11 protein-coding genes are annotated in these 14,485 nt (G+C 66.3%); 6 read left to right on the forward strand and 5 right to left on the reverse strand.

Going from position 1 to position 14,485, the window contains the following annotated elements; all coding sequences use genetic code 11:
* Window positions 1-6 precede the first annotated feature (6 nt).
* On the forward strand, window positions 7-441 hold the full coding sequence (locus PARJ55_RS0107875) for a hypothetical protein (protein ID WP_028712537.1): 435 nt from the start codon (window positions 7-9) through the stop codon (window positions 439-441).
* Window positions 442-672: 231 nt separating this feature from the next.
* Window positions 673-1,449 carry a hypothetical protein gene (locus PARJ55_RS21625; protein WP_036697119.1) on the forward strand — a complete coding sequence of 259 codons (777 nt, stop codon included), beginning with the start codon at window positions 673-675 and terminating at the stop codon, window positions 1,447-1,449.
* Window positions 1,450-1,471: 22 nt separating this feature from the next.
* On the opposite strand, the gene PARJ55_RS0107885 is transcribed toward PARJ55_RS21625, so the two are convergent.
* Window positions 1,472-2,074 carry an SH3 domain-containing protein gene (locus PARJ55_RS0107885; RefSeq protein WP_028712538.1) on the reverse strand — a complete coding sequence of 201 codons (603 nt, stop codon included), beginning with the start codon at window positions 2,072-2,074 and terminating at the stop codon, window positions 1,472-1,474.
* Between the two features lie 91 nt (window positions 2,075-2,165).
* Here PARJ55_RS0107885 and PARJ55_RS0107890 point away from each other — a divergent pair, with 91 nt between their 5' ends.
* From PARJ55_RS0107890 to PARJ55_RS21630, 3 genes are all read left to right on the forward strand, one after another.
* Complete coding sequence (locus tag PARJ55_RS0107890; protein WP_036697122.1) at window positions 2,166-3,176, forward strand: D-glycerate dehydrogenase; 1,011 nt, start codon at window positions 2,166-2,168, stop codon at window positions 3,174-3,176.
* 160 nt (window positions 3,177-3,336) lie between these two features.
* Window positions 3,337-5,832, forward strand: a complete 2,496-nt coding sequence (locus PARJ55_RS0107895) for an FAD-dependent oxidoreductase (RefSeq protein WP_028712540.1) — start codon at window positions 3,337-3,339, stop codon at window positions 5,830-5,832.
* Between the two features lie 178 nt (window positions 5,833-6,010).
* Window positions 6,011-6,574 (forward strand): hypothetical protein, encoded by a 564-nt coding sequence (locus tag PARJ55_RS21630; protein WP_156929450.1) that lies wholly within the window; start codon window positions 6,011-6,013, stop codon window positions 6,572-6,574.
* Between the two features lie 243 nt (window positions 6,575-6,817).
* On the opposite strand, the gene PARJ55_RS0107905 is transcribed toward PARJ55_RS21630, so the two are convergent.
* The 4 genes from PARJ55_RS0107905 to lipB form a co-directional block, all read right to left on the reverse strand.
* The gene (locus tag PARJ55_RS0107905) at window positions 6,818-7,312 is read right to left on the reverse strand and encodes a DUF2244 domain-containing protein (protein ID WP_028712541.1); all 495 of its coding nucleotides are present in this window, start codon (window positions 7,310-7,312) and stop codon (window positions 6,818-6,820) included.
* Window positions 7,313-7,316: 4 nt separating this feature from the next.
* On the reverse strand, window positions 7,317-8,993 hold the full coding sequence (ctaD, locus tag PARJ55_RS0107910) for a cytochrome c oxidase subunit I (RefSeq protein WP_028712542.1): 1,677 nt from the start codon (window positions 8,991-8,993) through the stop codon (window positions 7,317-7,319).
* 173 nt (window positions 8,994-9,166) lie between these two features.
* Window positions 9,167-9,640: a cytochrome c family protein gene (locus PARJ55_RS0107915; RefSeq protein WP_028712543.1), complete on the reverse strand. Its 474-nt coding sequence runs from the start codon at window positions 9,638-9,640 to the stop codon at window positions 9,167-9,169.
* 140 nt (window positions 9,641-9,780) lie between these two features.
* Window positions 9,781-10,437 carry a lipoyl(octanoyl) transferase LipB gene (gene lipB, locus PARJ55_RS0107920; RefSeq protein ID WP_028712544.1) on the reverse strand — a complete coding sequence of 219 codons (657 nt, stop codon included), beginning with the start codon at window positions 10,435-10,437 and terminating at the stop codon, window positions 9,781-9,783.
* 232 nt (window positions 10,438-10,669) lie between these two features.
* Between lipB and metH the strand changes: the two genes are divergently transcribed.
* Window positions 10,670-14,431: a methionine synthase gene (gene metH / locus PARJ55_RS0107925; protein ID WP_028712545.1), complete on the forward strand. Its 3,762-nt coding sequence runs from the start codon at window positions 10,670-10,672 to the stop codon at window positions 14,429-14,431.
* Window positions 14,432-14,485: the final 54 nt, after the last annotated feature.

Here is a 14,485-nt window from a genome sequence, read left to right on the forward strand (position 1 = left end):
ACCACCATGATTTTCCGCAAACCGCTTTTCGCCGTGGCCGCGGTGGCCACGCTGGGCATCGTCGCGGCCTGCGACCAGACCGCCCCCGCCAATCCCGAACCCACGCCAGGCCCAATCGCGCAGAGCAATGCGCTGAACGGCACCTACAACCTGCTGGAATCGAATTGCGGCGACGTCGCCAGCGACAAGAGCCTGGTGATCGACGGCAACAAGTTCATCTTCCCGGGTTCGACCTGCACCGTGGCGAATTCCGAACAGCAGGTGAACCGCACCCGCGTGACGCTGTCCTGCGACGGCTCGCCGAGCGGCGGCAACCGGGTCGTCGACCTGCAGCTCCGGCCCGGCGTGCTGCGGCTGACCGAGGATTCGATCACCCTGACCTATCACCAATGCATGCGGGCCACCGCCAGCAGCGATTCGCTGGTCGGCCAGACGATGTAAGGTCGTTCGCGGCCTCTCGACCGGCCGCCCCCCCCGCGGGGCGGCCTTCCTTGCGCCGATCTTGCAACCGCAAGGGGCGCCGCCACGGCCCCCGACGCGGATAAGGCGGTGTCGGCCCGTATATTCCGGCAGGAGGACGCGAATTCCTTGCTGGGCCGGCCGCGCGCACCCTATCCTTTCCCCGAGCAGACGTGAGGAGAATTCCCGGCAATCGGTCAACAGGGGAAAGACATGGCGGTTTCCAACGTGGTCTCGATGAAAAGTGTCGACGAGGTGCCGATCGACAAGATGGGGCTCGAGCATTATTTCGTGAATTACGAAAGATATATCGGCCCTCTCAGGCATCAGCCGCTGAGATTCATGGAATTGGGCATTGCCCGCGGCGATTCGCTGAAATACTGGGAAACCTGGCTGCCCCATGCCGAAATCACCGGGTTGGACATCAATCCCTGCGACGCCCGTTTCGACAGCGGCCGGGTGCGCTGCTATGTCGGCGAGCAGCAGGACAAGGCGCTGCTGGACCGCATCGCGGCCGAGCGTGCGCCCGAGGGTTTCGACATCATCATCGACGACGCCTCGCATGTCGGGCAATTGTCCCGCATCTGTTTCTGGCATCTCTTTGAAAACCACCTCAAGCCGGGCGGATATTATTTCATCGAGGATTGGGGCACCGGATATTGGCCGCAATATCCGGACGGGAAGCATTATCGCCCCCACCCGCCGGAGCTTTCCGCCCATGAAAGGCTGCTTGACCGGCTGCACAAATCGGGGCTGGTGCAGGCGGTCTATCCGCTGCGCAAGGCGACCGGCTGGATGCGCTGGAATCTGGTGCGGCGGCGCTTCCACGGCCACGACCGCGGCATGGTCGGTTTCGTCAAGGAACTGGTCGACGAATGCGGGGCCGAGGACATGACCCATCCGAGTTTCGGCACCGGCACGCCGCGCGCCTCGCGTTTCGACTGGATGCGCATCTCGCTGGGGCATGTGGTGATCCGCAAGGCCGGCTGAGCGGCGGCGGTCCGCGGCCCGGTCAGTCGCGGATCTCGTCCGCGTCCACGCCCCAGATCGCGGTCTTGGGCACCCAGCCCTTTTCGCCGCCGCCCGAGACCCGGCACCAGTCGACGGTGCATTCATGCAGCCGCACGATCGCCCCCGCCTCGGCCCGCGCCACCACGTTGCCGCGCGGATCGGGCCGCGCCAGCAGATCCAGCATGTCCTTGGTCACGATGGCGGTGCGCACGCCCGACAGCAGCGAATAATGCACCCAGCCGCCGGCGCCGTCCTGATCCTCGACCCGGCGCCAATGGCCGAACTCGGCCACCACGCGCAGCGGCATGCCGGCATGGCGGAACACCCAGTCGATGCGATGCGACAGGCTGGGGCCGCGCCGGGCATTGCCCTCGCCGCCCTTCAGGCTGACATAGCGCGGCAGCGGCAGGTTGGTCACCGACCCGCGGTTGGGGTCGCGCTTGCCGTCCTGATGGCGACTGATCGCCGCATCGGCGGAAACCCCGGGCACCTGCCTGGCGTCCAGGTTCTCGCCCGGATCGGTGGTTTGCGCCAGCGTTGCCGCCCCGAGACACGTCGCCGCCGCCAATATCGCGGCGCCGAGCCAGGCCTGTCCTTGCTTCATCTGCCCGTCCTGCTTGTTCGGGGTCTTGTGCCTGCCCCGCATCGCGGGCACTTTGCCAAAAGCCGCCCGGCTTTGGAAGAGAGGAGCGACCATGCCAGCCGTCCAAGCGACCGATCCGACCCGCTCGCGCCTTAAAGTTACCGTGACCCGCCGCCTGCCCGAGGCGGTCGAGACCCGGATGTCCGAGCTTTTCGACGTGTCGCTGAACGCCGACGACCGCAAGATGAGTCGCGACGAGCTGGTCGCCGCCATGCGCGTCTCGGACGTGCTGGTGCCGACGGTGACGGACCATATCGACGCCGCCATGCTGGCCCAGGCGGGCGAGAAGCTGAAGCTGATCGCCAATTACGGCGCCGGCGTGGACCATATCGACGTCCATTCCGCCCGCCAGCGCGGCATCCTGGTCACCAACACGCCCGGCGTGGTGACCGAGGACACGGCGGATGTGGTCATGGCGCTGATCCTGGGCGTGACCCGCCGCCTGCCCGAGGGCATGGCCGAGATGCAGGCCGGCCGCTGGAAGGGCTGGTCGCCGACCGCGCATCTGGGCGGGCGGCTGGGCGGCCGGCGCCTGGGCATCCTCGGCATGGGACGTATCGGCCAGGCGGTGGCGCGGCGCGCCAATGTCTTCGGCATGCAGGTGCATTACCACAACCGCCGCCGCCTGCGCCCCGAGATCGAGGCCGAGCTGCAGGCCACCTATTGGGAAAGCCTGGACCAGATGCTGGCGCGCATGGACATCATCTCGGTGAACGCGCCGCATACGCCCTCGACCTTCCACCTGCTGAATGCGCGGCGGCTGAAGCTGCTCAAGCCCTCGGCCGTGGTCATCAACACCTCGCGCGGCGAGGTGATCGACGAGAACGCCCTGACCCGGATGCTGCGCACGGGCGAGATCGCCGGCGCCGGCCTCGACGTTTTCGAGCATGGGCACGAGATCAACCCGCGGCTGCGCGAGCTGCCCAATGTCGTGCTGCTGCCGCATATGGGCTCGGCCACCATCGAGGGCCGCATCGAGATGGGCGAGAAGGTCATCATCAACATCAAGACCTTTGCCGACGGCCACCGGCCGCCGGACTTGGTGGTGCCCTCGATGCTGTGACGATGCGCCCCGGTTTTCCGGGGCGTTTGCTTTCCCGGACCGCCCGGATGCGCCATGTCGTTTTTTGCCAAGAACATGTCGCCGGGAATGCGGGCCCGGCGCGCGGTTCGGGCTCTAATCGGCACAGGTAGCCCATGCGCGGAATAAGGAGTCGCTTGCGATGAAAACCCATGTGAAGGCCCTTGTGGTCGGAGGCGGCGCCGTCGGCTGCGGCATCGCGCTGCATCTGGCGCGTGCGGGCTGGGAGACGATGCTGGTCGAGCGGGACGAGCTGACGGCGGGCTCGACCTGGCATGCCGCGGGCCTGCTGCCGCTGTTCAACATGGGCTATGCGACCAGCCATATTCACGACTATTCGGTCAAGCTCTATGCCGGGCTCGAGGCCGAGACCGGGCTGAACGCCGGCTTTACCCGCTGCGGCAACCTGCGCATGGCGCAGACCGATGCGCGGATGGACGAATACATGCTCTATTCCGCCACCGCCGAGACGGTGGGCATCGAGCATGAATTCCTGACCCCCCAGCAGATCAAGGACCGCTGGCCGCTCGTCCGCACCGAGGACCTGAAGGGCGCGCTGTTCCACCCGACCGACGGCTATATCAACCCCGCCGACGTCACCCAGGCCATGGCGCGAGCCGCGCGCATGGCGGGCGCCAGCATCGAGCGCAAGATCCAGGTCAACGGCTACCGATGGACCGGCGAGGAATGGATCGTCACCTGCGAGAAGATGGTCGAGAAGGGCGGCAACCTGGTCCCCTCGGGCGAGCAGTTCGAGATCCGCGCCGAACATGTCGTGACCGCGACCGGCAACCATGCGCAGCGCACCGCGCGGCTGCTGGGCATCAAGATCCCCGCCATCCCGGTCGAGCACCAGTATATCGTGACCGAGCCCGACCCGGCGCTGGTCAAATGGCGCGCCGAGGGCAACCCCGAGCACCCGGTGCTGCGCGATGCGGACGCCAAATGGTATGTCCGCGAGGAACGCGGCGGCTGGATCCTGGGCCCCTATGAGCGCAATGCCCCGGCGCGCTTCCTCTACGACGTGCCGGAAAGCTTCCGCGCCGACCTGTTCCCGCTGGATCTGGAGCGGATCGAAGAGGAATACATGTCGATGATCCACCGGCTTCCCACCTCGGAAACCGTGGGCCTCAAGGACGATTTCAACGGTCCGATCTGCTACACGCCCGACGGCAACCCGCTGGTCGGCCCGGCGCCCGGCCTGCGCAACATGTGGCTGGCCGAGGGCTTCAGCTTCGGCATCACCGCCGCCGGCGGCACCGGCCATTACCTGGCGCAGATGATGACCGCGGGCGAGGCCGAGATCGACATGGCGAGCCTCGATCCCCGTCGCTTCGGCGGCTGGATGACCACCGAATACGCCGCGCGCAAGAACGAGGAATCCTATGAGCACGTCTTCGTCCTGCACCACCCCGACGAGGAGCGCGAAGCCTGCCGCCCGCTGCGCACCGCGCCCGCCTATGACCGGCAGAAGGAAGCCGGCGCGCAATTCGGCCAGGTGAACGGCTGGGAGCGGCCGAACTATTACGCGCCCGCCGGTTTCGACGACCATGCCAGCCGCAGCTTCCGCCGCGGCGGCTGGTGGCAATATGCGAAGGCCGAGGCCGAGGCGATCCGGGGTGCCGCCGGGCTGATCGACGCCTCGGCCTTCGCCAAGCATCGCGTCCATGGCAAGGGTGCGACGGCCTTCCTCGACTGGTTCACCACCAACAAGCTGCCAAAGGTCGGCCGCATCAACCTGACCTATGCGCTGACCGAGGCCGGCACGACGCGGACCGAATACACCATCGTGCGGCTGGCCGAGGACGACTACTACCTGATTTCGGCCGGTGCCTGGGCGGATTACGACGGCGACCACCTGCGCAAGATGGCCGAGGAGATGGAGGGCGAATTCGGCCAGGTGATCGTGCAGGACGTCACCACGCAATGGGGCGTCTTCGCCCTCGCCGGGCCGAACAGCCGCGCCATCCTCAAGGAGCTGGTGCGCGACGCCGACCCCGCGACGGTGCTGGGCAACAAGCGTTTCCCCTGGCTGTCGATGCGCAATATCGAGCTGGGCATGTGCCCCGTCCGCGCCATCCGCGTCGCCTATACCGGCGAGCTGGGCTGGGAGTTGCATCACCCGATCGAGTTCGGCCGCTATCTCTGGGACCAGCTGGTCGCGGCGGGCGAGAAGCACGGGCTGAAGCTGGTCGGCGCCCGCGCCCAGAACTGGCTGCGCCAGGAGAAATCCTATCGCGCCTTCGGCACCGAACTGGGCCGCGACGCGACGCCGCTCGAGGCGGGCCTGGACCGCTTCGTCGATCTGGACAAGGAATTCAACGGCAAGCAGGCGATGCTGGCGAAGGGCATCCGCTCGAAATGCGTGACGCTGCTGATCGACGGGCCGGACGATGCCGACCCCTGGGGCCGCGAGGCGCTTTACACCCCGGAGGGGACCGAGAAGATCGGGCGGCTGACCTCGGGCGGCTGGTCGGCGGCCTTCGGCAAGTCCATCGGCATGGGCTATGTCCGCCCCGATCTGGCCGAGCCGGGCACCCGGCTCAAGCTGCGCATGCAGCGCCAGCTGTGGGACGCGGTGGTGACCGAGGACAGCCCCTACGACCCCGAAAACAAGGTGATCCGGGTGGACGGCTGACCTCCTCCCCAGCCGCCCCAGGAAGAAAGGCCCGCCGCGCGCGGGCCTTTTTTCATCTGGTTGCATCCCCGCGCGGGAAATCCGTCCTATGCCGTTAAAAATTGCGAAGAATTGCGCGAAATGTCCGGTTCTTCCGTGGAATTTTCTCTGCTAGGGGAAAGCCGCCTTCGTGAAGACAATGAGTAGCAATATGAAGATTTCTGGAATTCTGTGCCTTTGCCTGCCGCTTGCCATTTCCGCGGGTTTTGCCCATGCGCAAGACGATTACGGCCAGCGGGGATCGGCCCTGCGCAACACCTTCTATATCGGGGCGGGACGCGCCGACGGCGATGCTCCGCTGGAAAACGACGACACGCCGTTTTCGATTGGCTTCATGCATCAGCGGGCCGACAGCAAACTGATTCTCGGCTTTGATATCGGTCGCGAGGGAACCATGCTCGATTCGACCTGGGGAATGAACGACCGGCCGAAACAGGCGACATCGTATAACTTCCTGATCGGCGGCAATGTGATGGATAACGGGCGTTTCCGCGCGGATGCGGCGCTTTTGCTTGGGGCGCGGGAATCCTTCGCGGATTGTCCCGATTCCTATCTCGGCTATCAGTGCTATGCAGATGCGGAACCGGATACCGACTACAAGGGCAACTTCGGCGCGGTCGTGACCCTGTCCATGCAAAGCTTCACCATCGGCCTGCGCGCGACCGGCGAAAGCACGCAGATCCTGGCAGGTTTCCGGTTCTGACCGCCCGGTGCATCCGATCTGCACCTGAACGGATGTCCGCCCGGGAAGATCCCCGGGCGGTTTCTATTTGCAAGGCGCGTCAATGACAGGGCGCGCGCCCAAGCGCATATATTCCGGACTTGTTGCGCCACCGCATGGCCCGCCGATAGCCGAAAGACGAGTCATTCGCAGGCGGCCGATATGCTGGCGCATATGGATGGTCCTGCCATCGATCCGCCCGAGCGCCTTGGCCCAAGCGCGATGCTAGCCCCGCAACCCGGCCAGCCGCCGCTCCAGTTCGTCCCGTAAGGCCAGCCGTTCTTCGGGCGAGAGGAAGGCGCCCAGCTCGACCTCGCGCTTGCCGTCGGTCAGCACCAGGTAATCCTCGACCGGCCCGCCCGGCCGCAGGCTCGCGCGCACCCAATAGGGGTTGGTCCGCCAGATCCGGTCCTCGCGTCCCGGATCGCTGCGGGTCAGGATGAGCCGGTCGCGGTCGAGCAGCATCACCTCATGCGCGGTGCCATAGCTGCGCCGGATGGCGTGCCACAGCCCCCAGACCGCCAGCGCGGCAAAGGGCAGCAGCCCCCACAGCACCGTGGTACCGACCACCGCCAGCAGGGGCAGCGCCAGCCCGGCGGCGGTCAGGCCGATCACCCAGACGAAGCCGCGCCGCGGCAACGAGCGATGCGGCCAGACTTCCAGCCGATAGGAAACGGCCCCGGAATCCTCCGGGGCCGTATCATGCCATGCATAGGGCATCGGATCAGTGCGCGTGCGCGCGATCCCAGTCCTCGCGCTTCGGCAGCTGCTCGAAGGTGTGCTCGGGCGGCGGCGAGGGCAGGGTCCATTCCAGCGTGTCGGCATGCTCGTTCCAGTAGTTCGGCACGTTGACGCGCTTGCCGGCGAAGAGCGTGTAGAACACGATGCCGATGAAGAACAGGAAGGAGGCGAAGGAGATATAGGCGCCGATCGACGAGATGTTGTTCCAGTAGGCGAACTCGACCGGATAGTCGATATAGCGCCGCGGCATGCCCTGGCGGCCCAGGAAGTGCTGCGGGAAGAAGATCAGGTTCGAGCCGATGAACATCATCCAGAAATGCAGCTGGCCCGCCCATTCCGGATATTGCCGGCCCGACATCTTGCCGATCCAGTAATAGACCCCGGCGAAGATGCCGAAGACCGCGCCCAGCGACATCACATAGTGGAAGTGGGCCACGACGTAATAGGTGTCGTGATAGACCCGGTCCAGCGGCGCCTGGCTCAGCACCACGCCGGTCACGCCGCCGACGGTGAACAGGAACAGGAAGCCGAAGGCCCAGAGCATCGGCGTCTTGAACTCGATCGAGCCGCCCCACATGGTGGCGATCCACGAAAAGACCTTGATGCCGGTCGGCACGGCGATGGTCATGGTCGCCAGCATGAAATAGGCCTGCTGGGTCAGCGACATGCCGGCCGTATACATGTGGTGCGCCCAGACCACGAAGCCCAGGATACCGATCGCGGCCATGGCCAGGACCATCGGCAGGTAGCCGAAGATCGGCTTGCGCGCGAAGGTCGAGATCACGTGGCTGATGATGCCGAAGCCGGGCAGGATGATGATATAGACCTCGGGATGGCCGAAGAACCACAGGATGTGCTGATAGAGCACCGGGTCGCCGCCGCCCGCGGGGTCAAAGAAATGCGTGCCGAAGTTGCGGTCCATCAGCAGCATGGTGATCGCGCCGGCCAGCACCGGCAGCGACAGCAGGATCAGCCAGGCAGTGATGAAGACCGACCAGGCGAACAGCGGCACCTTGAACAGCGTCATGCCGGGGGCGCGCATGTTCAGGAAGGTGGTGATGATGTTGATCGCGCCCAGGATCGAGCTGGCGCCCGAGACGTGGACGGCAAAGATCGCTAGGTCCATGGAATAGCCCGACTCGGTGGTCGAGAGCGGCGGGTAGAGCACCCAGCCCACGCCCGAGCCCGGCTGGTCCGAGCCGCCCGGCGCCAGAAGCGAGGCGATCCCCAGCGCGACGCCGCAGACATACATCCAGTAGGAGAGGTTGTTCAGCCGCGGGAAGGCCATGTCCGGGGCGCCGATATGCAGCGGCATGAAATAGTTGCCGAAACCGCCGAACAGGGCCGGGATGACGACGAAGAACATCATGAGCACGCCGTGATAGGTGATCATGACGTTCCACAGATGGCCGTTCGGGGTGCATTCCGCCGAGGCGTCGGCGATGAAGCGGGCGCCTTCGAGGCACATGTATTGCACGCCGGGATGCTGCAGCTCCATCCGCATGTAGACGGTGAAGCATACCGAGATCAGGCCGACGACGCCGGCCGTGAACAGGTACAGGATACCGATATCCTTGTGGTTTGTTGACATGAACCAGCGGGTGAAGAACCCGCGGGTGTCATGATGGTCACCGTGGCCGTGAACGGCTGCGTCTGCCATGCGTGGACTCCCTAGACATGCGGCTGGCCGGCGCGGGGGCCGGCGGACTCACGTTGGTTCTAGACCACAATCCTACCCCTCGCAATGCGCGGAAAGCAGTAAAAAACACGCCCCCGTGCGCTTTTGCGGCGCGCCGGGGGCGTGATTGCCGGGCCTTCGCGGCGGCGAAGGCGTCAGTTCGCTTCGGCTTCGGCCGGTTCCGCCTCGGCGCCTGCCTCGCCCCCCGCATCGGGCGAATGCTGCGCGAGGAAGGCCACGATATCGGCCTGGTTCTTCGCGAGCTTGAAGGTCATCTTGGTCTTGAGCGACTTGTCGCCCACCTTTTCCTCGACATATTTGTTCGGGTCGGTGATGTAGCCGGCCAGGTCCTCGGTGGTCCAGACCTCGCCGGCCTCGCCCAGCTTGATCAGCGCCTCGGAATATTTGAAGCCTTCTTCGGTGCCGGCCTGGCGCCCGACCACGCCGTAGAGGTTCGGCCCGGTCTTGCCGCCCTTGACGATGTCGGTGCCGTCCGGGGCCTGGACCATGTGGCAGGCCTTGCATTTCTTGAACTCGTTCTCGCCCTTGGCCGGGTCGCCCGCATCCTGGGCGGCGGCAGGCAGGGCGAGGCTGATTGCGGCGAGAGTGGCGTAGATGCTGATCTTCATCGCGTTTCCTCTGGGTATCGTTCTCCTCCGGGGTCGGACCTCTCCGCTTCCCGCCAGACAGGGCTATCATGCGTCAAGCCGGCGGAATACCGGAAAAAGGTCGCAGAACCGGCAAGGGTGAATATGTCGCAGGGCGAAAATCAGCCGGCGAGCGGCGGGAAGTTCCGCGGGAAGGTGCGGCGCAGGGCGTCGTCCAGATCGCCCATGCCGACCGGCAGGCCCATGTCGACCAGGCTGGTCACGCCGTGCCCCTGGATGCCGCAGGGCACGATGCCGGCATAATGGCTCAGCTCCGGCTCCACGTTGATGGCGATGCCGTGGAAGCTGACCCATTTGCGCAGCTTGACGCCGATGGCGGCGATCTTGTCCTCGCGCATGGAGCCGTCGGGCAGGGGCGCCTTGTCGGGCCGGGCGATCCAGACGCCGACCCGGCCGTCGCGGATCTCGCCCTTCAGGTTGAACTCGGCCAGCGCGTCGATGACCCAGGCCTCCAGCGCCTTGACGAAGGCGCGCACGTCGCGGCCGCGGCGGTTCAGGTCCAGCATGACATAGACGACGCGCTGGCCGGGCCCGTGATAGGTATATTGCCCGCCCCGCCCGGTCTCGTGCACCGGGAAGCGCGCCTCCAGCAGGTCGGTGGCACGAGCCGAGGTGCCGGCGGTGTAGAGCGGCGGATGCTCGACCAGCCAGACCAGCTCGCCCGCCCGGCCCTCGGCGATGGCGGCAGCGCGCGCCTCCATGAAGGCTGTGGCTTCGCGGTAATCGGTCAGGCCGGGGGCGGTGATCCATTCGGTCATGAGCGGCGAGATAGTCCGGGCGAGGGGCCATCGCAAGGGGGGCGCGGTCGGTCCCGGCCGGGCCGTCGCGGTGGGGGCTGTCTGCCCCCACACCCCCGAGGATATTTCCGCAAGAAAGAAGCACGAGCATCCGATGATGAATCCCGTGCATGATCATTCTGCAGATGTTGAATTTCACTAACGGAAGAACTGTGGCTATACAGCACATTCAATGAAACGCGCGGACCGACACATGACCTTGCCCCTTTCCCCCGTCTTCGACGCCCTGCGCGCGGCTGCGCGTGACCGTATCCTGATCCTCGACGGCGCGATGGGGACGCAGATCCAGCAGCTTGGCCTGAAGGAAGACGATTTCCGCGGCCATGGCGGCGGCTGCGCCTGCGGCTGCCATCCGCCCGCGCCGGGCGAGCATCCGCAGCAGGGCAACAATGACCTGTTGAACCTGACCCAGCCCAAGGCGATCGAGGAGATCCATTACCGCTATGCCAAGGCGGGCGCCGATATCGTCGAGACCAACACCTTCTCGTCCACGACTATCGCGCAGGCCGATTACGGCATGGAATCCGCGGTTTACGATCTGAACCTCCACGGTGCCCGCATCGCCCGCCGGGCGCTGGACCGCGCCACGGCCGAGGACGGCCGGCCGCGCTGGGTTGCCGGCGCGCTGGGGCCGACCAACCGCACCGCCTCCATCAGCCCGGACGTGAACAATCCCGGCTATCGCGCCGTCACCTTCGACGATCTGCGCATCGCCTATGCCGAGCAGCTGCGCGGGCTGGTCGACGGCGGCGCCGACCTGATCCTGATCGAGACCATCTTCGACACGCTGAACGCCAAGGCCGCGATCTTTGCCTGCGAGGAGGTGTTCGAGGAGAAGGGCCAGCGCCTGCCGGTGATGATCTCGGGCACCATCACCGACCTGTCGGGGCGCACGCTGTCGGGTCAGACCCCGACCGCCTTCTGGTATTCCATGCGCCATGCCGCACCGGTCACCATCGGGCTGAACTGCGCGCTCGGCGCCGCAGCCATGCGCCCGCATCTGGCCGAGCTTTCCGGCGTCGCCGACACGCTGATCTGCGCCTATCCCAATGCCGGCCTGCCGAACGAGATGGGCCAATACGACGAATCGCCCGAGGAGATGGCGGCGCAGGTCGCCGAATTCGCCCGCGAGGGGCTGGTGAACGTGGTCGGCGGCTGCTGCGGCTCGACCCCCGAGCATATCGCCGCCATCGCCCGCGCCGTGGCCGACCTGCCGCCGCGCGCGATCCCCGAGATCGAGCCGCGCCTGCGCCTGTCGGGGCTGGAGCCCTTCGTCAAGACCGACGACATTCCCTTCGTCAACGTGGGCGAGCGCACGAACGTCACGGGGTCCGCGAAATTCCGCAAGCTGATCACCAACGGCGACTATGCCGCGGCGCTGGACGTGGCCCGCGACCAGGTCGAGAACGGCGCCCAGATCATCGACGTCAACATGGACGAGGGGCTGATCGATTCGAAGCAGGCGATGATCGACTACCTGAACCTGATCGCGGCCGAGCCGGACATCGCCCGCGTGCCGGTGATGGTCGACAGCTCGAAATGGGAGGTGATCGAGGCCGGGCTGAAATGCGTCCAGGGCAAGGCCATCGTGAACTCGATCAGCCTCAAGGAGGGCGAGGAGAGCTTCCTGGCCCAGGCCCGGCTTTGCCGGCGCTACGGCGCCGCCGTGGTGGTGATGGCCTTCGACGAGACCGGGCAGGCCGATACCGAGAACCGCAAGGTCGAGATCTGCGCGCGCGCCTATGACCTGCTGGTGAACGAGGTCGGTTTCCCGCCCGAGGACATCATCTTCGACCCGAACATCTTCGCGGTGGCGACGGGCATCGAGGAGCATGACAATTACGGGCTCGATTTCATCGGCGCGACCCGGCGCATCACCCAGTCCCTGCCGCATGTGCATGTCTCGGGCGGGGTCTCGAACCTCAGCTTCAGCTTCCGCGGCAACGAGCCGGTGCGCGAGGCGATGCATGCCGTGTTCCTCTATCACGCCATCCAGGCGGGGATGGACATGGGCATCGTCAATGCCGGCCAGCTGGCGGTCTATGACCAGATCGACCCGGGCCTGCGCGAGGCCTGCGAGGACGTGGTGCTGAACCGCAAGCCCAGGGCCGGCGGCACCGCGACCGAGAACATGCTGGAGATCGCCGAGCGCTTCCGCGGCGAAGGCGGCGCCAAGGCGCGCGAAAAGGACCTGACCTGGCGCAGCTGGCCGGTCGAGAAGCGGCTGGAACACGCCCTGGTCAACGGCATCACCGAATATATCGACGAGGATACCGAGGAGGCGCGGCTGAAGGCCGAGCGCCCGCTGCACGTGATCGAGGGGCCGCTGATGGCGGGCATGAACGTCGTGGGCGATCTTTTCGGCTCGGGCAAGATGTTCCTGCCGCAGGTGGTGAAATCGGCCCGGGTGATGAAGCAGGCCGTGGCGCATCTGCTGCCCCATATGGAGGCCGAGAGGGCGGCGGCGGGCGGCGCGGGCGGTTCCTCCAGCGCCGGCAAGGTGCTGATGGCGACGGTCAAGGGCGACGTGCACGACATCGGCAAGAACATCGTCGGCGTCGTGCTGGCCTGCAACAATTACGAGATCATCGACCTGGGCGTGATGGTGCCGGCGACCAGGATCCTGGAAACCGCCAAGGCCGAGAAGGTGGACATCATCGGCCTGTCCGGCCTCATCACCCCCTCGCTGGACGAGATGGTGCATGTCGCGAGCGAAATGGAGCGCGAGGGCTTCGACATCCCGCTGCTGATCGGCGGCGCCACCACGTCGCGCGTGCATACCGCCGTCAAGATCCATCCGCGCTATGCCAGGGGCCAGGCGGTCTATGTCACCGACGCCAGCCGCGCGGTGGGGGTGGTGGGCAGCCTGCTGTCCGGCCAGAAAAATGCCTATGTCGAGACGATCCGCAGCGAATACATGGACGTGGCCAACAAGCACGCCCGGGCCGAGGCGGACAAGAAGCGCCTGCCGCTGGCAGCCGCCCGCGGCAATGCGCTGCGGATCGACTGGTCGGGGTTCGAGGCCAGGACGCCGGAATTCCTGGGCCCGCGGGTGATCGAGGATTTCGACCTGGCCGAGATCGCCCGCTATATCGACTGGACGCCGTTCTTCCAGACCTGGGAGCTGAAGGGGGTCTATCCACGCATCCTTGAGGACGAGAAGCAGGGCGCGGTGGCGCGGCAGCTCTTTGCCGATGCGCAGGCCATGCTGCAGCGCATCATCGACGAGCAATGGTTCCGCCCGCGCGCAGTCGTCGGCTTCTGGCCGGCGAACCGGGTCGGCGACGACATCCGGCTGTTCACCGGCGAGGATCGCGCCGCCCCGCTGGCGACCCTGCACACCCTGCGCCAGCAGGTGAGCAAGCGCGACGGCCGCCCGAACGTGGCGCTGGCCGATTTCGTCGCCCCCGAGGGCATCCGCGACTATGTCGGCGGTTTCGTCGTGACGGCCGGCGGCGAGGAGCAGCAGATCGCCGACCGGTTCAAGGCCGCGCATGACGATTTCTCGGCCATCCTGGTGCAGGCGCTGGCCGACCGCTTCGCCGAGGCGCTGGCCGAGATGATGCATGAACGGGTGCGGCGGCAATACTGGGGCTATGCCGAGGAAAGCTTCACCCCCGAGGAACTGATCGCCGAGCCCTACAAGGGCATCCGCCCGGCGCCCGGCTATCCGGCCCAGCCCGACCATACCGAGAAGGTGACGCTGTTCCGGCTGCTCGACGCCACCGCGGCGACCGGGGTCGAGTTGACCGAGTCGATGGCGATGTGGCCCGGCGCCTCGGTCTCGGGCCTCTATATCGGCCATCCCGAGGCCTATTATTTCGGCGTCGCCAAGGTCGAGCACGACCAGGTGCTGGACTATGCCGAGCGCAAGGGCATGTCGGTGCGCGAGGCGGAACGCTGGCTGGCGCCGATCCTGAACTACACCCCGCAGGCGGCGGTCGCGGCCGAGTGAAAAGAAACCCGCGGCGGGCGAAAAAATGCCCTTTTCATCCGCCGCGCAAGCGTC

It is taken from the genome of Paracoccus sp. J55, from assembly GCF_000513975.1.
Lineage (GTDB): Bacteria > Pseudomonadota > Alphaproteobacteria > Rhodobacterales > Rhodobacteraceae > Paracoccus.